This is a genomic window from Enterococcus sp. AZ095a (assembly GCF_050546735.1).
GTDB lineage: Bacteria > Bacillota > Bacilli > Lactobacillales > Enterococcaceae > Enterococcus_D > Enterococcus_D entomosocium.
The window spans coordinates 1,345,258-1,367,263 of record NZ_CP172953.1 but is presented as its reverse complement, the minus strand read 5'-3'; the positions used below and the strand labels follow the sequence as shown (position 1 = coordinate 1,367,263).

General features: G+C 42.0%; 17 protein-coding genes and 1 riboswitch. Of the genes, 7 read left to right on the top strand and 10 right to left on the bottom strand.

Annotated elements, in window-relative coordinates:
* Window positions 1-15: 15 nt before the first annotated feature.
* From IGJ26_RS06335 to IGJ26_RS06320, 4 genes are all read right to left on the bottom strand, one after another.
* Window positions 16-1,014: a competence protein CoiA gene (locus tag IGJ26_RS06335; protein WP_042890434.1), complete on the bottom strand. Its 999-nt coding sequence runs from the start codon at window positions 1,012-1,014 to the stop codon at window positions 16-18.
* A gap of 100 nt (window positions 1,015-1,114) precedes the next feature.
* The gene (locus IGJ26_RS06330) at window positions 1,115-1,765 is read right to left on the bottom strand and encodes an adaptor protein MecA (protein WP_005236753.1); all 651 of its coding nucleotides are present in this window, start codon (window positions 1,763-1,765) and stop codon (window positions 1,115-1,117) included.
* 152 nt (window positions 1,766-1,917) lie between these two features.
* Window positions 1,918-2,316: a transcriptional regulator SpxA gene (spxA, locus tag IGJ26_RS06325; protein ID WP_003127030.1), complete on the bottom strand. Its 399-nt coding sequence runs from the start codon at window positions 2,314-2,316 to the stop codon at window positions 1,918-1,920.
* A 705-nt stretch (window positions 2,317-3,021) separates the two neighbouring features.
* On the bottom strand, window positions 3,022-4,758 hold the full coding sequence (locus tag IGJ26_RS06320) for an ABC transporter ATP-binding protein (protein ID WP_005236757.1): 1,737 nt from the start codon (window positions 4,756-4,758) through the stop codon (window positions 3,022-3,024).
* A gap of 244 nt (window positions 4,759-5,002) precedes the next feature.
* On the opposite strand from IGJ26_RS06320, the gene IGJ26_RS06315 reads away from it, so the two are divergent.
* Window positions 5,003-5,737: an HAD family hydrolase gene (locus IGJ26_RS06315; RefSeq protein ID WP_086299586.1), complete on the top strand. Its 735-nt coding sequence runs from the start codon at window positions 5,003-5,005 to the stop codon at window positions 5,735-5,737.
* Between the two features lie 46 nt (window positions 5,738-5,783).
* Here IGJ26_RS06315 and IGJ26_RS06310 read toward each other — a convergent pair whose 3' ends face one another.
* The 3 genes from IGJ26_RS06310 to IGJ26_RS06300 are packed head-to-tail and all read right to left on the bottom strand — an operon-like array spanning window position 5,784 to window position 13,217.
* Window positions 5,784-8,948, bottom strand: coding sequence for a DEAD/DEAH box helicase (locus IGJ26_RS06310; RefSeq protein ID WP_194199454.1), 3,165 nt, complete (start codon window positions 8,946-8,948; stop codon window positions 5,784-5,786).
* Window positions 8,949-8,964: 16 nt separating this feature from the next.
* The gene (locus IGJ26_RS06305; protein ID WP_194199453.1) at window positions 8,965-12,093 is read right to left on the bottom strand and encodes an SbcC/MukB-like Walker B domain-containing protein; all 3,129 of its coding nucleotides are present in this window, start codon (window positions 12,091-12,093) and stop codon (window positions 8,965-8,967) included.
* 2 nt (window positions 12,094-12,095) lie between these two features.
* Entirely contained in the window at window positions 12,096-13,217 is a 1,122-nt protein-coding gene (locus IGJ26_RS06300; RefSeq protein WP_005236763.1) for an exonuclease SbcCD subunit D, read from the bottom strand.
* A 254-nt stretch (window positions 13,218-13,471) separates the two neighbouring features.
* Here IGJ26_RS06300 and anmK point away from each other — a divergent pair, with 254 nt between their 5' ends.
* The 3 genes from anmK (at window position 13,472) to IGJ26_RS06285 (ending at window position 17,159) form a co-directional block, all read left to right on the top strand.
* Window positions 13,472-14,632, top strand: a complete 1,161-nt coding sequence (gene anmK, locus IGJ26_RS06295; RefSeq protein WP_194199452.1) for an anhydro-N-acetylmuramic acid kinase AnmK — start codon at window positions 13,472-13,474, stop codon at window positions 14,630-14,632.
* Between the two features lie 21 nt (window positions 14,633-14,653).
* Window positions 14,654-15,949, top strand: a complete 1,296-nt coding sequence (locus IGJ26_RS06290; protein ID WP_008379718.1) for a PTS sugar transporter subunit IIC — start codon at window positions 14,654-14,656, stop codon at window positions 15,947-15,949.
* 118 nt (window positions 15,950-16,067) lie between these two features.
* Window positions 16,068-17,159 carry a DUF871 domain-containing protein gene (locus IGJ26_RS06285; RefSeq protein ID WP_005236769.1) on the top strand — a complete coding sequence of 364 codons (1,092 nt, stop codon included), beginning with the start codon at window positions 16,068-16,070 and terminating at the stop codon, window positions 17,157-17,159.
* A gap of 53 nt (window positions 17,160-17,212) precedes the next feature.
* Here IGJ26_RS06285 and IGJ26_RS06280 read toward each other — a convergent pair whose 3' ends face one another.
* The gene (locus tag IGJ26_RS06280; RefSeq protein ID WP_005229679.1) at window positions 17,213-17,848 is read right to left on the bottom strand and encodes a lysophospholipid acyltransferase family protein; all 636 of its coding nucleotides are present in this window, start codon (window positions 17,846-17,848) and stop codon (window positions 17,213-17,215) included.
* A 137-nt stretch (window positions 17,849-17,985) separates the two neighbouring features.
* On the opposite strand from IGJ26_RS06280, the gene IGJ26_RS06275 reads away from it, so the two are divergent.
* Together IGJ26_RS06275 and IGJ26_RS06270 are read left to right on the top strand one after the other, a co-directional pair.
* Window positions 17,986-18,720, top strand: a complete 735-nt coding sequence (locus tag IGJ26_RS06275; protein WP_005236774.1) for a tRNA1(Val) (adenine(37)-N6)-methyltransferase — start codon at window positions 17,986-17,988, stop codon at window positions 18,718-18,720.
* A complete protein-coding gene (locus IGJ26_RS06270) occupies window positions 18,710-18,988 on the top strand; it encodes a GIY-YIG nuclease family protein (protein WP_005236776.1) in 279 nt (92 codons plus the stop codon). The genes IGJ26_RS06275 and IGJ26_RS06270 overlap by 11 nt, the downstream gene beginning before the upstream one ends.
* Before the next feature lie 82 nt (window positions 18,989-19,070).
* Here IGJ26_RS06270 and IGJ26_RS06265 read toward each other — a convergent pair whose 3' ends face one another.
* Window positions 19,071-19,763: a hypothetical protein gene (locus IGJ26_RS06265; protein ID WP_008379712.1), complete on the bottom strand. Its 693-nt coding sequence runs from the start codon at window positions 19,761-19,763 to the stop codon at window positions 19,071-19,073.
* A 231-nt stretch (window positions 19,764-19,994) separates the two neighbouring features.
* Window positions 19,995-20,067, top strand: a riboswitch (Fluoride riboswitch).
* Between the two features lie 97 nt (window positions 20,068-20,164).
* Between IGJ26_RS06265 and IGJ26_RS06260 the strand changes: the two genes are divergently transcribed.
* Window positions 20,165-21,373, top strand: a complete 1,209-nt coding sequence (locus IGJ26_RS06260; protein ID WP_194199451.1) for a chloride channel protein — start codon at window positions 20,165-20,167, stop codon at window positions 21,371-21,373.
* Window positions 21,374-21,435: 62 nt separating this feature from the next.
* Here the strand turns inward: IGJ26_RS06260 and efp are convergent, their stop codons facing one another.
* Window positions 21,436-21,996 (bottom strand): elongation factor P, encoded by a 561-nt coding sequence (gene efp, locus IGJ26_RS06255; protein ID WP_005229668.1) that lies wholly within the window; start codon window positions 21,994-21,996, stop codon window positions 21,436-21,438.
* Between the last annotated feature and the right edge of the window lie 10 nt (window positions 21,997-22,006).

Here is a 22,006-nt window from a genome sequence, read left to right as displayed (position 1 = left end):
TTCAACGAAACCAAATCATTGGCTTGAAAAAGAAACCGAATTTTCTAAATATTGGCATTCTTGAAAGATTTCTCTCAATATTTCTCTTTGATCAAGCAAAGGAAAGCACCATTGCCAATGGAGCTTCCTCAACTGAATCAACCACTGTTCAAAACTAATGGGACATTCACTTAAATAGAGAAAGCGAAAAATCAGTATGTGGTGTTCAAATAAAAAGCCAAACCGACTTTCACAATAGCACCAAAGAGGCAACTGTGAGACATTCCCATTCAACGGGTATACTATTTCTTGAATCTCTCTGATTTTAGGCAGTCTGTTTCGCAGTTTTCGAATCACCCACAAACGATAATCGACCGCTACCCATTCAATAGAATGGTGGGTATCTGATTCATCTGCTTCGTACAAAGGTCGAAGTGTCTCTTTCCTGTATGGCTCCCCTTTTTGTATAGCGCTTCGTCGACTGATTACCCCTTCTTGATAGTGCCATTTGATTTGGTGCAGCCGCACCAATGCCTGATTTCGCGTATCAATGAGCCACAAGCAAAAGCCAGTAGACTGATAAGTACAGCAGGCTTTTGCCAAAAGCGACCAATGGCGTTTCGGATACATTTTGGTCCCTAGGATCCACCAAGGCTGATAACCATTTGCTAAATAAGTGCTGGTTCGTTCCAGAAATCGTGAAAACTTGAGTGAAGAACACTGGACTTCAACGGCAATATTTTTGTAACAGAGATCAGGTCGCTGCTGAAGTTGCGGCAAGTAGGCTTCAAGTTCAATATCCATCTCTTGATACCATTCAAACAAAAGTTGTTTTGCTTCCAAGTGCTCCTTCGTCTCCCCTTCACTGTATGTCTGACAATCAGTGGTGGCTTGATGGGCAAAGTGGGACTGTCGCTTAAGTCCTTGCCTCAAAATCACTTCTTTCTGACAGCCTGGGCAATAAAAAGGGCCCGAGGATTTCTTTGCCCCTTTCGCTAGGATGACTTCTTTTCTTTGGTTCAACGCTTTCAACATCTGGCTCACCTCAATAAGAGGTACGCCAGATTCGTCAAACACAATTAAAAAAGCCAAAAACATTGTCAAAATGTCCTTGGCTGGAAATGATTTTCATTCATTAATCATTCTTGAAATAGAAACGAGTCAATTCAAGTGCATCGTTTTCCATGATCAACTCACCGTATTCTGATAAAACTTCGGGCGTCACTGAAGTCCTTTGGGCAAATTCCATCAAATAAGAAAGTGCATTTTCCACTTCAATATCAGTAATATCTGCATCCATAAATCGAATTTCAATATAATAATGATTGCCCATTTGGTAAAGATTGGTTGCAACGGAATCCAAATATACTTCGGATGCCAATTGAATCATATCTTCGAATCGCAACAACTCGAATACAAAACGATTGCCGATTTCTTCTGCTTGCTCTGACTCTTGTAATTGAGCCGCCACATGTTTTTTCAACATATCGGTAATGTCTTCATTCGCTTCATCGTTCATCTCATCAAAATTTTCCATTCCTTCTGGTGGAAGATTTTTGCTAATAAACAATTCTAACCCATCGCCTTTAGGCAAGACTTGGAAAGTTACAGCTTCACTGCCTTTAAATTCTTCGTCAATATCAACTTCTTCAAGAATACTGTAAAAGAAGTTTTCAATTTCATTGTGATTTCCTAGAAGGTCAAGAAAAGTGATGCCTCTCGCAGCTAAGTCTTCACTTTTGATCAATACACGAATGGTGTTCTCATTGATATGTTCCATTTCCATATTAGCTACACCTCACTTTTGCTACTCACTATAGGTTCATTGTATCGAAACCTGATAAAAAGTAAAGAGAAAACGAATATCCTCTTAAGAAAAACGTAAAAACTCAAAAAAAGACTCACTTTCTACGAGAAAGCGAGTCGATGAAGTCAAATTTATAAGCCTGCCATTAATTGCGCTTGTCTTAGTTCCAGTTGGCGAACATCTCTAGGTAAGAACCGACGAATTTCATCTTCGTTAAACCCAACTTGCAATCGTTTTTCATCGATCATAATTGGCCGACGCAATAATCCTGGATTTTCTTGAACAAGTGTCAATAAATCTTTTAGGGGCAGGTCATCTAGATCCATATTCAACTTTTGGAATACTTTGGATCTGGTGGAAATAATTTCTTCTGTGCCATCTTCTGTCATTTGTAGAATTGCCTTAAGCTCAGAAATATTTAACGGTTCTGAAAAAATATTTCTTTCAACAAAAGGGATTTCGTGCTCTTGTAACCACGCACGAGCTTTGCGACAAGATGTGCAACTTGGGGAAGTGTATAGTGTCAACAACGTGCATCTCTCCTTTTTAATTTTCAATCAAGCAAGTCCTGTTCCCTCGCTTGATTTCAATTATACAGGTTTAACTAAAAAAAATCTAGTCTAAATCTCATATTTTTTAATAAAACTCGAAAGTTATATTAAAAGCGAAACCTTTTAGGCAAAAGGTTTCACTCAAAAAGTTTATTTTTAAATGAGAAAAATCAAATTTTTTTTTAATATTACTTCTTTTATACAACAGTGTGTCAAAGGTGTATCAAAAAGATGTCAGAATATTAAAATACTCTTTTAGTTGAATCCCGCGTTTTTTAATTTCCCCTCTGTAATTACATGTGTAATCAAAAAAATGGAGAAAAAAACCAAGTCCATGGCTCAATCGTTTTCAAAGGAAAAATTTCACGATCCCTTGTTGCCTTGGAAACGACAGGGCTACAATAAAAATATATGTTATTTTTTCCAGAGAAGATTCTCAACCAATGTCTTCATTCTTGATTCCATTGTATCACATTCCTTTTTAATCAGAAAACCATACAAGCATTTCTGTCATAATCGACAATAAAACAGTAGGAGAAATGAATATCTGCTTATAAATGAAAAGGGTTTCTCACAAAAATTTAGTGAAAAACGATCAACCTAAGAAACCCGTCTTTTATGCTTTTTCCTGACAAAGTATAAAAAGACTAGTGTTTTCTTGGATTGATCGTTCATTTCTTTCTTCTAAGGGAGAGAAGGTTCTCCATCACGAGCGAATTGCGCATCATGCAATGCGCGATAATGTCCCTTTTTCGCCATCAAATCTTCATGGGTCCCCTCTTCTAAGATGCCTTTATCACTAACGACAATGATGCGTGTCGCATGTTTGATCGTTGCGAGGCGATGGGCAATGATCAAGGTTGTACGGCCATCTGCCAAAGAATTCAATGACTCTTGAATCACTTGCTCGGTTTCCGTATCCAACGCTGATGTTGCTTCATCTAATATCAAAATCGGCGGGTTTTTTAAGAACATCCGAGCAATCGCTACCCGCTGCTTTTGACCACCGGATAATTTGACTCCTCGTTCACCGATGACCGTATCTAACCCATCCGTCATTTGATCGATGACCTTTTCTAAGTGTGCTAATTTGACTGCCTTTAAAATCTCTTCTTCTGTTGCATCAAGTTTGCCATAAGCAATATTTTCTCGAATCGTTCCCGGGAAAAGAAAGACATCTTGCTGCACAGTCCCAATCTGCTGACGTAAAGAAGCCAGGGTCATCTCCTGAATATTGATGCCGTCAATCGTAATGGCGCCTTCAGTGACTTCATAAAAACGCGGCAACAAGTTGCATAACGTGGTTTTCCCTGAGCCACTTTGCCCGACGAAGGCGATCGTCTCGCCAGCTTTGATCGATAAATCGATGTGATTCAAGACTTTCGTCGCATCCGCATAGGAAAAAGAAACATCTTGGTAGACGATATCCCCTTTTAATGATTGAACAGCCCGTGCCCCTGGTTTGTCTTTGATCGTCGGTTCTTTATCCAATTCTTCGGTCAATCGTTTGAAGCCAGCGATGCCTTTCGGATAGCTTTCAATCATCGTATTGACCTTCTCAATTGGTCTAACAAAGACATTCGATAATAAAATAAACCCAACAAACTGGCCATTCGTCAGTTCACCACGAATCACGTAGTAAGCACCAAAAATCAGAGCAAACAAGTTGATCAAGCGAATCAGAAAGTAATTATACGCTGAACTGATCGCCATTACCTTATAAAAAAGGATCTTCGATTGCCGATAGATTTCGCTCAATCCATCAAAGCGTTTATGTTCGAACGTTTCATTAGCAAACGATTGGGTCACTCGAATGCCGCTAACAGATGCTTCCACTCCGGCGTTGAACTCACCGAGGTTGTCATAGATCTGTGTATTGACTTTGGTCATTTTCTTATTGAAAAAAACCAAGGCAATCGTAATCAATGGAATCAACGCAAATGTCGCTACCGCTAATTGAACGTGCATATTCAACATCAATAGGAATGCCCCCACCAAAGTCATAATGGTAATAAAAACATCTTCTGGCCCATGGTGAGCGACTTCAGAGATTTCAAAGAGATCCGTGGTCAAGCGACTGATCAGCTTGCCGGTCTTTTGATTGTCATAATATTCAAAAGATTGGGTCTGCAGATGTCGAAACAGTTCTTGACGCATATCTGTCTCAATATTGACCCCAAGTTTATGACCATAAAAAACCACGATATATTGCAACACAGTATTGATCACATAAAACAAGAACAAGCCTAAGCAAGCCAATAGTATCAAGCGAAAGTTGTTCTGGGGCATGATCTTATCGATTACTTGGTTGACGGCAACGGGAAAGGCCAGTTCTAATAAACCAGCAAATACCGCACAAGTAAAATCTAGCATAAATAGTGACCGATACGGTCGATAATAACGAAAAAACCTTTTTAACACATTTCCCCCTCCTCAATAGCTATCATTATAAGCAACTCTCAGTAGAAATGCAAAATGAGAAACATGTGAAAATGGGTAAAATTCACTATAATTTTGAAAACCTATAAAGACGCGGATTTCTAAAAACAGTAAATAAAACCTTTATTTTACAGGGATTTTCCTCTTTTTTTTACAGGAATAATGGCTTATGATTGATTCGAAAACAAACTGAAAATTTTCACTAATTCTGAAAGGCGTGTCTTTTTTGATCACTAGTATTCTTTTTGATGTCGATGATACCTTATATGACCAGCAACAACCATTTCACAATGCCGTAACCTCATGTTTCCCACAAATAGCCCACAAAGATTTAACTGCTCTTTACTTACGGTTTCGGGTGCACAGTGATGAGCAGTTTGGACGGGTATTGGCAAATGAATGGACGCTAGATCATTTTCGTTATTTTCGACTGACCCATTCATTAACGGATTTAGGGTACTTACCTATTACAATAGAAGAAAGCTGTAAGTTTCAGCTGTGTTATGAACAAGAACTAGATGCCATCACACTGCATCCTGAAGTTGAGTCAACTTTGAACTATTTGTCCACATTGCCAGTCAAACTAGGAATTATTACCAACGGTCCCACTGACCACCAGCAAAAAAAATTGGATCAGTTGCAACTGACTCGATGGATCAAACCAGAGCATATGATCATTTCACAAGCAACCGGTTATCAGAAACCAGAGCTAGAAATTTACCAATTGGCAGAAACCGCCTTTGCTCTTGATCCAGAAACAACACTGTACGTAGGTGACAACTTTGATAATGATGTAGTGGGCTGCAAAAAAGCCGGTTGGCAAGCCTTGTGGTTCAATCATCGTCTTCGTCAGGCGCCTAATGGATTGGAAGATTTGCCCGATGTGTCGATCACTGCTTTCTCGCAGCTCCAAGAAAGTATTGACGCCCTCTTGCAGCTTCCTGCATACGCCTATAACTAAAAAACATGGACCTTCGCTTCAAGCGGGTCCATGTTTTTTTGAATGCTTAATGTTCTTCGCCGATACTCAAAATTAAGCGAATATCTTCTTCGGTCATTTGTTGAAGCTGGGTTTCATTGCCTTGGATCACTTTTTGGAAAAGCTCACGTTTTTCTTGTTGCAATGCATCCATTCGTTCTTCAATGGTTCCTTCGGCGATCATTCGCCAGACTTCGACTACATTTTTTTGACCAATCCGATGGGCTCGTCCAGCGGCTTGTTCTTCCACTGCTGGGTTCCACCATAAATCGTATAAAATCACTGTATCTGCACCAGTCAGATTTAGTCCAGTTCCTCCTGCTTTTAATGAGATCAAGAAGACATCTTTTTCGCCACTATTAAAAGCATTGACCATCGTCAAACGATCTTGCGGCGGTGTGCTGCCACGCAAATAGAAGGATTCAAACCCTTCCTGGGCTAATTCTTCTTCAATAATCGAAAGCATACTGGTGAACTGAGAAAATAGCAGGACACGACGGCCATTTTCTTTGGCTGCTAAGAGTAAATCTTTGACCTGCTCAAGTTTCCCAGAAGACCCTTCGTAGTCCTCCACGAATAATCGAGGGTCACAGCAGATTTGCCGTAGACGAGTCAAGCCAGCTAAAATACTGATCCGATTTTTGCGGAAAGACGTAGAATCCATTTGCGCGATTTCTTCTCGCATTTGTCGCAAATACGCCAAATAAATTTTCTTTTGTTCCTCTGTTAGGACACTGTAATAATTTGTTTCCAGCTTTTGCGGCAAATCATGTAACACAGATTTTTTATCTCTTCGCAAAATGAAGGGTTTGATCATTTTTGCAATTTCTTGTGTAGACAGTTCCTTAAATTTCTGCTTGTTGGGGAAAAAGCCTGGCATAATCATTTGGAACAAGGACCACAATTCTTCTAAATTGTTCTCGATCGGTGTGCCACTGAGGGCGAACCGCTGCGGAACTTCCAAGGATCGCAATGCCTGTGCCGTTTTGGTCGCGCTGTTTTTGACCATCTGTGCTTCATCTAAAATCAAACACGATAACTCTAGTGCTTGATAGGCATCAATGTCCTGACGCAAGCTTGCATACGAAGTAATTCGGACATCCGCTGATTGCGCCATCTGCGCTTCTCGCTCTTCTTTCGTTCCACTGATGACAGTCGCTGAAATTGAAGGTGCGAACCGTTTGATTTCTTGCTGCCAGTTGAATGTTAGACTGGCTGGTGCCACGATCAATGCATTCAATTTTTGATGCTCTTGTTTCTCAGAAAGCAAATAGCTAATGGTTTGGACGGTCTTCCCTAACCCCATTTCATCAGCAAGAATACCGCCAAATTGATAATGGCTCAACATTTTTAGCCAACGAAAGCCAACTTCTTGGTACTGCCGCAACTCAGCATGCAAGTTGTCTGGCAACTGTGCCTCAAAGTTTTCTGGATGGATCAAATCTTCCGTCATTTGCTGAAAACCTGTACTAAAACTCGCTTGATCGGCAAACTGTTCTTGCAGTAATAGCCCTTGATTCAATGGGACTTGGATTGCCCCGTTTTTCGTATCTAACGAGAGCCGTAATTTTTTGAGGGCAGCACTTGCTTCTTGAAACTCTTCCGACTCCAGCGAAAGAACTTGACCATTTTCTGTGGTATAAAATTGCGCAGATTGCAACAGACTCCGCAAAACATCGTTGATCTCTGATTCTTGAATGCCGCTAACATCAAACTTGATATCCAACCAAGAACCATTCTCTTCAATCACGATTTCTGGTCGATGATGCTGGGCATCAAGGTAGAGTTCCCGCAGCTTCTTGCCGATCCGCACTTCCCCTAATTGTCTCAAGACCGGGATCTCTCTCGTAAAAAAGGTATAGAGTTGCTCGCCTAGTGGTAGATTTTTTTGCCAATTTTTGCTGCTGGCTTGATAGCCAAAGGTTTCAATAATGGCTTCGATTCGTGCTTCTTGTTGGAAATCACGTAAAATCTCTGGATGATTTTCTGGCATGTATTGATGTTTTTCATCACTTGAAAAAACGACTTCTCCATAAGTAAAATCAACTTGTAGATCTACTTGACCTTTGATTTTCCGCAAGGAGAAAACTGCTTTCAATTCAGATTCTTCGATGTCATTTTGAACCTCAGGAGCCACTTGGACACGCCCAATTTTTCGCAAATAAGGCAAAACTTTCATAAAGAGATTCGCCAGCTCTTCTTTTGGATAATCAATGATTGGCTGTTCAAAACGTTTAAACAGCTGCTGCATCGTGACATAGATCTCCTTTTGCTCGACAGTCAATTCATAAAATGTTCCGTCCAACAGCCCCCAGTTATAATAACTAAGTAAGTGGTCGAAGTCTTTTACGAACTGCAGCGGAAAACGATCCGCTTCTTTTGTAACTGAAAACGTCAATGGTTCCCCCGATTGGAAGTCTACTTGGCTGACCTTGGTTTCACCAATGGTGATTTGCGTGTAGACATCATTGAATTGCAATAGCAGTTCCTTGCCGAATTCAACGGGCAGCAGCAAGTATTTTTTGTCAAGTTTGCCATTGATTTGAATGCCCGCTTGCCCCATTAATTGTTGGGTTTGCGCGATTCCTGTCAATCGATTCAATAAAGCTCGATTTTTCTCATCAAAAGCATCCGCAGAAAGCAAAAAGGTCTGTTGCTTATTGGTCGCATATTGCTTGTTCTCTTGATACATCTGTAAAAATTTATAAATGTTTTTGACGACATAGGTCCTGGCCGTGCCGCGATGCCCGACCTTCAAAGAGACCCCTAAAATATCCATCTCTTGGTGATAAGGATTTGTCGCAATCGTATCTACCCGAAATTCAATCTGTAATGGTTTACTCTCTTCCTTTTCGCTGTCTAAGCGAGCAAAACCATTGGAAAACATCTCTGAAGCAGAAAAGGCTTTTTTGATGGGGGTTTGTTCATTGATTTTCCGTGTTTTTCCTTGTTGGCGTAAATAGAGTTCGACGGCCACCGTATGTTTGCAATAATGATGTTCTTCCCAATAGGGACATTGGCAATAATCCACTTCTTTGGCAGTAGCATCCAAAGTAACTAAATACAATTCTGTTCCGAGTACTTCTGCATGCCACACATTTTTTTCTTTATCCGGGGTGACAGACAGGACACGGTCTTCATTAAGATACGTTCTCCCCCGCTCGATTACTTTTTCTGGAATACTCCACTTCATAAGAGCCCTCCTCTCCTTATTCTTTTATTCGGATCCGGCTTTGCCCGCTGCCGTTGGTTTCTACGAAAACTTGCTGCAGGATCCTTGCCCGCAGTTCTCGAACATGACTGATGATCCCAATCATGCGCCCTTCATTTTCGATCATTTCTAATGCTTCCATCGCCATTTCCAATGATTCTTCATCAAGCGAGCCAAACCCTTCATCGATGAAAAGTGCTTCGATCTCAATCCCGCCAGCTCGTTGCTGGATCACATCTGCTAAAGAGATTGCTAACGCTAAGGCTGCAATAAAGCTTTCACCGCCTGACAGTGTATGTGCTCTTCTGACTTGACCGGCATTATCGTCATAGATGTCAATTTCTAAGCCTGTTGAGCTTCGATAGCTCCCAACTTTATCCGCTAATTCAAATTGATAGCGGCCACGGGTCAAACGGGACAAGCGTTCATTGGCGACTTCTAAGATCTCCGTCAAAAATTGTTGCAACACATACCGTTCCAAGCTGGTTTTCTTCGTGTTTTCGCCATTGATGGTTTCTGCCAACTGTTGGAGTTGGCCTAATTGGGCAAGTTCTTCGACATTTTTCTGATAAATGGCTTGCAACTCGTCAAATAACCGTTGATTGCTGTTGACCTTCTCCTGTTTGCGAACCGTTTCTTGCTGTAATTCCTCCATCACAGTCTGCAACTGAAGGTAGGTCGTTTCCAATTGGATTAAATCCATTGCCGCCTGCTCTTTTAATTGGGTATCTAGCAATATCAGACGCTGTTGAACAAACGCCGTTTCTTGCTCATAGGTTTTGATTTCTTCTGTCAGAAGGGTTGTTTGAGGAGCTTGGGCAATCAATTCCCGCATTGCTTCTTCAGTCATCGCTGCTTCTTGCAATCGTTGCATCAGCCGTTGTTCTGCTTTCGCCTTGGCGGCTTGCTTTTCTTCGAAAAATTGTTGTACATTCTTCAACTTCTCTGAAAGGATCGCTTGCTGCTCTTTGATCTGTGCTTCTTGCCGTGCATCCGCCTCGATTTGTTGCGTATATTCCCTTAGTAAAAGATGAATTGACGTTAAATCGGCTTGTAGTTGTTGGTAAGTAGCACCAGCAAGTTGTTCTTGCAAAGAGGCCAATTTTCCTGCCGCAAGTTGACGCGCTTCTTCGGCCTTTTTTGCTTGCTCACTGACTTGCTGATAGGATTCATCTAACTTTGTCAATTGCCCCTTTACAGCCTGATATGTTTTTTGCGCTGCTTCGTAAGAGGAGGCTTTTTGCTGATTGAGAGATTGTCGTTGTTTTAATTCCTGTGCAATCGTTTCTTCAGTAAGCTTCTCTTGCGTTTCGAAAGGCTGTAACCTAGCGTATGCCTGCTGAACGTCGTTCCAAGCAGCAGCCGCTTGCTTTTCCGCCGAAACGCTTGTCGCTTGCCATTCATTGATCCGCAATAACGCTTGTTCTTGAAGCGTTTGATTTGCCGATACCTGCTGTTGGACTATCGTCAATTTTTCTTGCATTTGCTCAAGTCTTTGCTCACTCGCAAGAATGTCCTCAATGGGATAGGTCGTATGCTCCTGTGCATTCGGATGATCCAATGATCCACACACGGGACAAGGTTCATTTTCTTCCAATAAAAGACGAAGCCGCGCAATTTGCATCCGAGCATTTTGACTGGTTTCTTGTTTTAGCGTTTTTTGCAGCTCTAGCAAAGATGTTTCTAGTTGCTGTTTTTCAAGGACCAAATCCGAATGAATTTGTTGTTGTTCCCCTGTTTTTTGCTCTGCTTCACGAACCAGTGCCTTTGCTTGCTGCCATTTTTCAATTAGCAATTGTGTTTCAGCTAGTTTTAATGCTTCTGTTTGAAATGTTCTTAACGTTTCAATTTTTTCTACCAGTTGCTGCTCTTGTGTTTTGGTGTTAGCAAGCACTTGAGTAATTTTGGTCAATTTGCCCGTTTGCTGCTGTGCTGCTTTTTCCTGCTGTGCCACTTCTTCTCGCTGCTTTTCTGTGCGTTGCGCCAATGGAATCTGCTGCTGGATCTGTTGGCTTCTTTGATTGGCAGCTTCATGCTTTTTCTTAGTCTCTTCGATCAACGGTCTTTGTTCTTGCCAGCTTACTTGTTGCCGCTGAACATCTTGCAACAGCTGCTTCGTTTCGTCGATTTGCTGTGCTGCTTGCTGCGCTTCATTTACGCGTTCTTCTTTTTGCTGCATGATTTCTTGATGTTCAAGCGCCCACACAAGTTGGGTCAATCGTGCTTTTTTTTGATCGATCTCGTTTTTTTTGGCATTCAACAGTTGTGCTTTTTCTTGTAGTTCTTGCCATTCGATCCGAGCATTTTCGATTTCTTTTGCACGGTAAAAGGCATCTTGCGCAGCTTTCATTTCTTGCGTTGCCTGGTCTTTTCTCTGCAATAACTTTTGAAGTTGAATCTGTTGTTTCTCTAAATCTTGCGCCCATAAAGTCAGACATTCCGCAACCGTTAAAACTTCTTGCACTTCTTCCCATTCAAAACGCTCCATGATCTGCGAAGCGACTAGTTGCTGATGTTCAAGCTTTCTACTTTGTGCTTTGACTTGCTCTTTTAGCCATTCATTAAATTGCTGGTACATTTCTGTACCAAATAGATTTCGTAAAACCCGTTCTTTCTCGTTACTACTGGCAATCAGAAAATTACGAAATTCTCCTTGCGGCAACATCATGATTTGAAAAAACTGTTTTGCATCCAGCTGCAGCAGATCCTTGATAAACGCATCAACTTCTGTCCGTTTACTGATCTGCTTTTTCTCTTTGCCATCGGCGTCAAAAATCGTCAATTGAACTTTTGCCGTTTGGTTGGTGACCCCGTCACCACGTTTTTTTGCTAACGTCTGTTCCGGTTTCCGTTGGATCTGGTAGGTAAAACGCTGATGTTCAAAAGTAAACGTGACGCTGGTCTCTTCGGTTGGTGAAGCAAACATCGATCGCATTTCTTTGCCTGAGCGCAGATTCCCCGATGTTTCATCGAACAAGGCAAACGTCATTCCATCGAAAATCGTCGTTTTTCCTGCACCAGTTTTGCCGCTGATCAAAAACAACCCGCCAGCTTGCAGCTGACTAAAATCCAATTTTTCATCAATGAATGGACCAAAATTTTTCATTTGTAAAGACTTCGGTTGCATGACTATTCCCTCTTTTCCACGACAAATGCTTCATTTAATCCTTGTTCGATCCATTTGGTTTGTGAATCGAGCAATGAATCTCCCGTCATTTCTTGAAAAAAATGACTGATCAAGGTCTGCGGGTCGGTTTCTCGTGTCGTTAGCTGTCTTTTTTTCGTCTGTTCTCGTCCATTCAACCGTTCGACAGACAAAATAAATGGATAGATTTTTCGCAACTGATTCATCATATTTGGAATCACAGCACGATCCGTCAGCAGAAAATGCCAAAACGCCTCACGATCCAGATCACGGTAAAAAACCGGATCGATCAACTCCTCAAAGGACGCCGTCAGCTGCTGGATATCCCTTTTTGGTGTCAGTGGAATAAATTCATTGGTATCTTTTACAGTATCAATAAGATAGATCCCTTTTTGGTTCGTCCGTTCAGAAAGGGAAAATTTCAGTGGTGAGCCGCTGTACCCGATCTTTGGGTGTTTGAGAGCCGTATTGGCATGTAAATGGCCTAAAACAACCCGATCAAAAGGCGCAAAAGCGGTGGTCGGTACGCTGTCCAATCCGCCAACTTGAATTTTTGTTTCTGAATCTGTTTGGCTAGAACCCGCCACAAAAAAATGGGTCACTAGCACTTGCTTTTTGGACGAGTCAAAGTTCTTGGTCATCTCCTCAATGACTCTTTGGACACTATCAGAAATCTTCATTAATGGTTCATCAAAAAACAAGCGGGCCTCGATGGGTTCGAAATACGGTAGTAAAAAGAATTGTGTATCGTCAAACTCAACCGGGTGCAAACTTTGTTCGATGCTGGTGGACAGGTAAAAGCGTGTTTGTTGAAACCACTGACTGCCGGTTTCTAAACGAGTTGGACTATCATGATTTCCTGAGATAGCCAATAATGGCAGTTCATTCGTTAAATTGATTTCAGCGATTTTTTCATTTAGTAATTTGACTGCATCAACAGCAGGAACCGAACGATCATAAAGGTCCCCCGCAATGACGATGGCATCGACCTTTTCTGCTCTTGCTAGCGCTATGATTTGATCAATGATTGCTCGTTGGTCTTCCAGCAGATCATAGCCATGTAGTTTTTTTCCGATGTGCCAATCAGCTGTATGTATAAAGCGCATTTCTTCACCTTCTTAAAAAATATCCTTCCAATCATTATACCACTTTCCCTGATCGTTAGACATCTCTCTTCCAGCGAAATTTCATTTACCACCCATTTTTGATAAAAATAGCGAACACCTAACATCATTATGTTGAAATGTTTTTTCAATTATAAATTTATATATTGAAATATAATTACACTTCATTTACAATGAGTGTGAAATCGAATTCAACAATCGCTTTCATCACTATTCTAAAAGAAAGGAGAAACGATATGCTTGCAATAGGACTCATGTCAGGAACCAGTTTGGATGGAATCGACGCTGCTTTAGTAAAAATCAACGGCTGCGGTATCGAAACTGACGTCCAGCTGATGGAAATGCTCACACTGCCCATTGATGAAGAATTGAAGGAACGAATAAAAACTGCTTGTGATCCGGTGGAATCAAATGTTCCCCTCATCTGCCAATTAAATACTGAATTAGGGTATCAATTTTTGAAAGCGTGTCAAATCCTCTGCCAAAAAGCCGGTATTGAAGAAAAAAGCATTGATTTTGTTGCCAGCCACGGACAAACGATCTGGCACTCCCCCGATGCTGATCCAGCGAAAAACAGCACCTTGCAAATTGGCGAACCTTCGATTATTGCTTATGGCTTACAAACGAAAGTCGTCGCCGATTTCCGAGTGATGGATATGGCTGCTGGCGGGCAAGGAGCGCCCCTTGTACCTTATACGGACTATCTGCTCTATCAATCAAACGATAAAAATCGTTTATTGCAAAATATTGGCGGCATCGGCAACGTTACGGTTCTGCCTAAAAATGGTGGCTTAAGCGAATTATATGCTTTTGATACAGGTCCAGGAAACATGGTCATCGATGAACTAATGGTTCAGCTATTCGGTCAGCCTTATGATGCGTTTGGTGAAACAGCCCGAGCGGGAGCAATTATACCCACCTTGCAAAAGGAATTAAGAACTCATTTTTATTTGTCCCAGCAACCGCCGAAAAGCACTGGACGTGAACAATTTGGCAAACATTTTGTGCAGCAGCTAATGACCGAATATCCCCAAGTAGCATCGGAAGACTTGGTGAGGACTTTAACCGATTTCACCGCATTTTCCATTGCTGACAGTTACCAACGGTTCATTTTCCCTCAGTTGGGAACAAATGATATTGAAGTGATTCTTTCAGGTGGTGGCGCCCATAACCATCTGCTGATTGAGATGATCGAAGGCTATTTACCCGAAACAGTAGCCGTTGTAACACAAGATGACATTGGCGGTTCGAACGATGCCAAAGAAGCGGTGGCTTTCGCCATCTTAGGAAATGAAACCCTTCACAGCCGTGTCAACAATGCCCCTGCAGCAACCGGGGCAGCCCAAGGCGTGATTTTAGGAAAAATCATTCCGAATCCATGGGAAACAATAATGTAAAACATCTTAGGAGGATAAACCATGTTAGATAAATTCACTCAGTTCATCGAACGCCATCTGGCAGGACCGATGGAAAAACTTGGCAGCCAGCGTCATTTGCGAGCGGTTCGTGACGGGATCGTTTCAACATTGCCATTGATTATCGTCAGTTCGTTCTTTATGATTTTAGCCTTTCCACCGCTACCTCAAAGTTGGGGCATCTATCAATTCTTGTCTAGCAATGCCACAACCATCTTATTGCCTTATCGAATGACGATGTACATTATGAGCTTGTATGCTGCATTCGGGATCGGATACAGTCTTTCTCGCTCTTATAAGCTTGATGGTCTTTCAGGCGGGATCTTAGCTACGACCGCCTTCTTACTGACCTTCACCCCGGTCAATATCCCAGCAGAAGCGTTGGATGCTGCCGGAACGGTCGGTTTTGTCTTGCCAATGGCCAATTTAGGGAGTGCTGGTATGTTTGTGGCGATCATCACCTCGATTCTTGCCGTTGAAATCTATCGGTTAACGGACAAATCGAAATTCAAAATCACGATGCCAGAACAAGTCCCACCTGCAGTCGCTCGCTCTTTTGAAGCCTTGACTCCCACTTTAGTGATCATTTTAGGAATGGGCGCGATCACTTACTATATCGGTTTTGACTGGCACACGATCGTGGCAAAAGTGGTCGATCCTTTAGTCAGTGCCGCAGATACCTTGCCAAGTGTGCTTTTGATCACCTTCTTGACGACCTTCTTCTGGTCATTCGGGATCCATGGTGCTTCTATCGTTGGTTCACTGGCTCGTCCATTATGGTTACAGTTGTTAGAAGGAAATACAACAGCGCTTGCATCGGGAGATATGATTCCCAATATTGCAGCCGAACCATTTTATCAATGGTTCATCTGGATCGGTGGGGCTGGTTCAACGATTGGTTTGGCTATCTTGTTAGCGTTTCGCACCAAATCGGAATTCGGTTCAAAACTAGGAAAAACAGCCTTGATTCCAGCTATTTTCAACATCAACGAACCACTGATATTCGGTACACCGATCGTCTTGAATCCAATCTTGATCCCACCATTCATCATTGCGCCTTTAATCAATGGTGTCATTGCATGGGTCGCCACCTCAGCAGGTTTAGTCAATGCCGTCACGGTCAATGCCCCTTGGACATTGCCTGGACCAATTGGTGCTTTCTTAGCGACTGGCGGCGATTGGCGTGCGATCGTGCTGAATGTTCTTTTGATTCTTTTATCGATTCTGATCTATTACCCATTCGTAAAAATCTATGACAAAAACGAATTGGAAAAAGAAAATCAACCAGTCACACAATAATTTGTTGATAAAGGTCGGACGAAGCACCCATCAAGACAATCGGAAGAAGCGCTCCACAGCAGCATTTTTCGATACTAAGAGGTGCTTCGTACGATTTTTTTAGAAAGAGGGAAAACCATTGAAACGAGAAATTGGCCTTTCGATTTACCCCGACCATAGCGATCCTTTACTGGATCAAGACTATTTAAAAAAAGCTGCTGCCCTTGGTTACTCTCGCTTATTTATGAGTATGCTAGAAGTCAGTGAAGGCAAAGAGACCGTCAGAAAAAAATTCTCTTCGATTATCGGGTTTGCCAAGAACCTTGGGTTTGAAACGATTTTAGATATTTCCCCAGCTGTTTTTAGTGATCTGGCGATCTCTTATGACGATCTAAGCTTCTTTGCAGAATTAGGTGCGGACGGTATCCGCTTGGATCAAGGGTTTGATGGCAGCAAAGAAGCCCAACTGACCTTCAATCCATTCGGCTTGGCGATTGAATTAAACATGAGTAATGATGTGAACTATTTAGAAAATATCCTTTCTTATCAAGCCAATGAACCTTTTTTATATGGCTGCCACAATTTTTACCCCCAACGAGGCACAGGATTAACGGAGGCTTTTTTCCGCAACTGCAGTCAACGTTTTAAAAAATATGGGTTGAAAACAGCCGCCTTCATCACTAGTCAATCAGCCAAAATTGGCCCTTGGGAAGTCAATGATGGCCTGCCAACCTTAGAATCTTGTCGCGATTTACCTTTGGCGTTGCAAGGAAAGCTGCTTTTTGCTTCTGGGTTGATCGATACGGTGATTATTGGCAATGCCTATGCGTCGGATGCAGAACTGAAAGCTCTGGCGGCGATCGATCGCTACAAACTGACCTTTGGCGTTTCCGTAGAAGCAGAAGCCAGCGAAATCGAACGGAGGATATTAGCTGAAACCAATCATTTTCGTCGCGGTGACAGTAATGCGTTAGTCGCTCGTTCCACACAATCACGGGTGAAATACCGTCCCATCGAAAACCTCCCTCATACAAACCAAGAACCGTTTGCTTATGGGGACATCGTTATCGGTAATGATACCTTTGGTCAGTACAAAAACGAATTGCAGATCGTTTTGACCCCTCACCAAGACGCCCGAAAAAACAAAGTCGGTGCTATCCCAAAAGAGGAGTTGCCTTTGTTGGAATATTTGAAACCATGGACCAAATTTGCTTTCGAATTGTTGGATTAAATCATTAGAAAAAAGCCGCTGATCACAAAAGGATCAACGGCTTTTCTTAGGTATTAATCTTCTCTTTTGGACTCATCGATTTGATAAACAAATGACGGATCGATCGCTTGATCCAGTGTGTCAAATGCACCTTGGATGCGCCGTTCCACTTCCGCCAAGCCCTCTTTGTCCATCTTTTTGATGTCACTGATATCGATTGGCTCCCCAAAACGGACAGTCACTCGCTTGCGTTTAAATAAATCCTTTAATGTCAGCGGTCCTTGATAAACAGAGGGAACGATCTTGACTTTGGCCATTTTCGCGATCAACGCCATGCCACCTTTTAAGGCCGTTGCATGTCTCGTACCACTTGGGAACATGATCAAGCTAAGATCGGTTTCCTTCAAGATTTTGACTGGCGTCTTTACCGCGCTCGGTCCTGGTTTGTCCCGTTTGACTGGAAAAGCATTGGCATGAATCAAAATGAACCGTAAAATCGGGTTTTTGAACAGCTCTTCTTTCGCCATAAAACTGAATTTCTTTGGCCGAGCAGCCACTGCTAGGTACAATGGATCCCACCAGGTTCGGTGAGGAGCCACTAAAATATAGTTTTCATTTTTAGGTAAAACCTCTTTGTTTTGATAACGAGCATTGCCGTTGATCAAAAATAATACTACGCGAACCACACCGCGCATAAAGCGAAAAAACATACTCATTTTCCTTTCTATTTCTCTCCTATTCAAGTATGCAAAAAAACGGTTTAAATGACAAGCCTTTTTTAGCGTTTCCCATTATTCTTAATCGTAGTATAATACATTGAAATGAATTTAGAACAGGAGTATGCTTCATGTTGCAACCGAACGAACGCATTGACCAATTGTATGCCGATGACATCAAGATTATTCAGAGTTCCGAAGTTTTTTCTTTTTCATTAGATGCTGTCTTATTAGCCAATTACGCTAGAGTACCAAAAAGAGGTGTGATCGTTGACCTTTGTGCAGGGAATGGCGCAGTCGGTTTATTTATCAGCAGAAAAACGACTGCTCATATTTATCAGGTCGAATTGCAGGAACGCTTAGCGGATATGGCGCAGCGCAGTATCGAATTAAATGACTTGCAAGAACAGCTGACGGTCTATCCTATGGATTTGAAGAATCTCTTTCAAAAAATCAAACCTGATTCCGTCGATCTTTTGGTCTGCAATCCGCCTTATTTTAAAAATATACCGACGGCGATCAAAAACCCGAATCCCTATTTAGCGATCGCCCGGCACGAGATCACCACAAATTTAGATGAAGTGATCCAAACCGCCAGTAAAGCGTTAAAAATGAATGGAAGGTTTGCGATGGTTCATCGCCCGGATCGCTTTCTCGATATTTTGGACCATATGCGCACCCATCGAATCGCGCCAAAACGAGTCCGCTTCGTCTATCCGAAAGTAGGCAAAGAGGCCAATATTTTATTGATTGAAGGAATCAAGGATGGTAAGGCGGAAGGGTTTAAAATTGATTCTCCTCTCATTACCTATGATGAAACGGGCTCTTATAGTCCAGAAGTGAAGGCGATGCTCTATGGCTGCTGACAACCATTACTTTTATGTCTTACGTTGCAACGACCAATCCTTTTACGGCGGCTATACTACCGATTTGAGTCGCCGCTTATTAGAGCATAACAAAGGGATCGGGGCAAAATATACCCGTCCCGCTAGTCGCAGACCCTTGCAAATGATCCATGCGGAAAGCTTTTCCACTCGTAGTAAAGCCACTCAAGCAGAAGCCGCCTTCAAAAAATTGCCTCGCAAAAAGAAAGAGGACTACCTGATCAGTCATAGGAAAAGCAATGTTCTCTGACCAAGCATGCAAAAAACTACCTGCGCACGGAAGTTTCCTTCTTGAGGGAGCTTTCTTTCGTGACTTAGGTAGTTTTTTATCGTTATTCATTCCTATTCGGTAACGCCCATTGGGTTTGACTTTTCCCAAATTCTTTCGGGATCACAGAATCAACGGATTGATATTCGAGGGTTTCTTGGGACTTTGGAATCGTGATTGCCGTTAAATAGTTGTTGGTTTCGGAATAGAAACCAATTGTTTCAAAGGAAGGATCAGTCAAATGGTATTGAACCCCCTGCAGTTTAGCAGTTGTTTCCTCATCCACAAAAGTCGGTTGATAGCGAGCATAGTAAACCTGGGCGCCCATTTTAAAATATACGGAGTTATGAGCAGAACCAAGAAATTCAATCTCCCGTTCCACCGGTATTGCTTGATAGATTCCTAAAGTTTCAATCGCTTCATTGCTTTGGATGCGCTGATAAATTGCTGTAGTATCAGATTCGTAATATTTATAGCCTAGAAACATCTTTTCGCGATCTCGGATATTCGGTGTGATCAGCGCATTATACGTTTTGAATTCACCATACACTTGATCCCCAATAAAAAAACCTAATAGACACGTAACGACTATGCCGCCAAGCAATAGCGTCACTTTTGGGTTGCGGTTTTCTCGATAAAGCAGAACCATCAGGAACCCTAATAACGCAATCAGACCAACTACCATGAGAATTGGTAGGATCACATAATAAAAACGCTCACTTTGCAGCCATTTTTCGCTCGTCATAAATGCAACCATTTTTTATTCCTCTTCGATTCCTCACTACTCACTGTCTTACCCTTGGTCAAACAGTAGAAGGATCGTCCTTTCATCCCTTTTCATGCCAATTATCCTCAAGGCGCTCAATTCCCATATAAGTTCTTATGAGATTAATTTTACCATAACTATGTAGAAAAGATAAGTGTTAGATGAATTGCTTTTCACAACAAACATCCATTGACAAAAGGAGGGTTTTATCAGATAATATTAATGCTAATCGGGAATGAATGTCTCCCTCAGTTCTTACTGAAACCGCAATTTTGCTAATGACTTCTACCACTTTTTTTAGTGTGTAGCAGTCATTTTTTTATTTTCACTAGGTCGTCGTATTTGCAGGAGCATTGTTCCTATATTCTTTTTAAAGGATCGTGATAGAAAAGATGAAACAAAAAACAACTAATTGGGAACTGACTGCTTTAGGTGTGGTCAGTCTGGTTATTGGCGTATTCGCTGGAGCCGTCGACACCTTCTTTGGGAAGATCCTACTTTCCTTAAGCGCCTTTCGTGATAGTCATTTTTTGCCCTTGATTCTCTTTTTACCCATTATCGGCATTTGTTTTACTTACCTGTTCCAAAAGTACGGTGACCGAAGTCCTCAGGGAATGAATTTAGTGTTTTTAGTCGGACATGAAGAAGAAAAAGACATTCCGTTGCGCTTGATTCCTTTTGTAATGGTGGGAACCTGGCTGACGCATTTATTTGGAGGAAGCGCTGGCAGAGAAGGGGTTGCGGTTCAGTTAGGTGCCACCATCGCCAATCGCTTAGGAAAATGGCTGCGACTAGAAAAGTACGCCAGCACCCTGATCATGATTGGGATGGCTGCGGGATTTGCTGGTTTATTTGAAACCCCGATCGCTGCGACGTTCTTCGCACTGGAGGTACTTGTCATCGGTAAATTCAGTCATCATGCACTCTTACCAACTTTGCTGGCTGCTTTCACCGCTAGTACGACTTCTCAATTGTTAGGATTAGAAAAATTTAGTTTTGCTTTGTCACCGTCCCCCGATTTGACTTTGGCTGTTTTTCTGAAATTACTTTTGATTGGCTTACTATTTGGTATTGTTGGTGGCAGCTTTGCGGGATTATTAGAAACGATGAAACGGATCATGAAACGACGCTTTCCTCATCCTCTCTGGCGCATTGGCATCGGTTCACTCGTGCTAGTCTTACTTTTTGTCCTTTTGTATCATGGTCGTTATTCAGGTTTAGGAACGAATTTGATCAGCGCTAGTTTCACGAATCAACCAATCTATTCTTATGACTGGCTGCTTAAGATGGTGTTAACTGTACTGACTATCAGTATTGGTTTTTTGGGCGGAGAAGTCACCCCTTTGTTTGCGATCGGCGCCTCTTTGGGCGTCGTGCTGGCACCGCTCTTCGGACTGCCTATCGAACTGGTGGCAGCCCTAGGCTATGCCAGTGTCTTTGGCAGTGCTACTAGCACTTTATTTGCACCGATCTTTATCGGTGGGGAAGTCTTTGGCTTTGAAAATCTGCCCTTGTTTGTGATCGTCTGCTCCGTCGCCTACTTTATCAGTAAACCCTATAGTATTTATCCCTTACAAAAATCATTGGCAGACGGGAAATGATTCACTTTTGATCCCTCCTCCAGAGCAAAAGAAAAAACCGCGAACAAGTCGCGGTTTTTTTCTTATTTCGCACGTTTTAAGTAGGTACCTTCAGCTGTATTGATTTCTAGCATTTCGCCTTCTTCAACAAAGTCAGGAACATTGACAACTAAGCCCGTTTCCATCGTTGCTGGCTTGCCTGAACCAGTCACAGTCGCCCCTTTGATCGACGGCTGTGTTTCAACAACCTTTAAGATTACGCTTGATGGTAGTTGAACGCCGATTACTTCGCTGCCGAAGAATTGGATTTTTACTTCCATGTTTTCAAGAATAAATTTCATTTCTTCTTCAACCACTTCAACTGGAATTTCATATTGTTCATAGGTTTCCAGATCCATAAAGAATGCGGTATCGTCCATTGTATATAGGTATTGTACAGCTTTCGTATCGATATGCGCTTTTTCAAATTTTTCTTCTGGACGGAAGGTTGTATCATAAGTCGAACCAGTCCGAACGTCCCGTAATTTCATACGCATAACCGTATTTCCCTTACCTGGTTTGTGATGGCTAGCATCTAATACTTTGATAAGTTTGCCGTCTTGAACGAATGTCATTCCAGCTCTTAAGTCACTTGCATTGATCATAATTTTGAAA